The sequence below is a fragment of the Bradyrhizobium sp. STM 3809 genome, from assembly GCF_000239795.1.
GTDB lineage: Bacteria > Pseudomonadota > Alphaproteobacteria > Rhizobiales > Xanthobacteraceae > Bradyrhizobium.
This window is the reverse complement of sequence record NZ_CAFJ01000438.1, coordinates 1-865: the sequence shown is the minus strand read 5'-3', so window position 1 is coordinate 865 and position 865 is coordinate 1. Positions and strand designations below refer to the sequence as shown.

The following is an 865-nucleotide window of genomic DNA, read 5'->3' as shown; positions in this document are numbered from 1 at the left end:
CTTGGCGACGCCGCGCGGCGGCGGCTCGGCGGACGTCAGGCGCAACAGCGGCGCGGGATATTTCAGCGCATGCGGATCCTGGCCGGGCGCCGCGGTCTCGACCCACTTTGCCGTGCCCTTCTCGCAGTCCTGGATCGCCGGGATGGGAAGCACATCGCCCGCCTTGAAGGTGTCGGCCACGAATCCCGTGAAGGTGAACTCGTCATAGTAGCCGTCCTCCAGCCGGCCGCTCCAGCTGATCTCCTTGACGCCTTCGCTGAGTTTGGCGCCGTGCATGAAGTCATAGGCGCGCCCATAGGCGCCTGTCTTGAGCTCGATCGTCCAGCCGGGCTTCGGCATCGGCTTGATCGCGATCAGCCCTTCGGGAACCTGCACCGTGAGCCGCACCGAGGGAGATCCCTCACAGCCATGCGGCACCGCGAGCACGGCCTTGAAGGTCTTGCCGATGCGCGCCTCGGGCTTGTCGAGCACGACATGCGCGCTCGCCAAGCTGCCGAAGCAGGCGACGGACAGCACGGCAAGTGTCAATGCTAAGGATTTCATGACGGCTTCCTCTCACTTGGTTCCGGTGGACGGCCCGTCCATGCGGACGATGCCTTCGAATGACGACAACACGGCGAGACGATCGGCCGGCAACGTCTGCTCGGCCGCAGCGAGCCGCTGCGCAAGCGCGGCGCCCTCTGCGGCCGGCAGGCCGGCGAGCTGCAGCGCCTTCGGATCCTTGATGCCGTCGCCGGCACAGAGGATCAGCGTCCAGCCCGTCGGCCCCTGCCGCAGCAGCGCGCGGCCGCCATGCGCGCCTTGCGTCCAGTCGGCGATCGCATGCGTGCCGGAGACGACCACGGGATCGACGACCAGACGGGCC

Annotated in this window: 2 protein-coding genes; both read right to left on the bottom strand. The window is 68.0% G+C overall.

Annotated features, from left to right (window positions below; genetic code table 11):
* Positions 1 to 543, bottom strand: a 543-nt coding sequence (locus BRAS3809_RS20635; protein ID WP_035657283.1) for a YcnI family protein, incomplete at its 3' end; no start/stop codon positions are given.
* Between the two features lie 12 nt (positions 544 to 555).
* Positions 556 to 865, bottom strand: a 310-nt coding sequence (locus BRAS3809_RS20630) for a copper uptake system-associated protein (RefSeq protein ID WP_035657281.1), incomplete at its 5' end; no start/stop codon positions are given.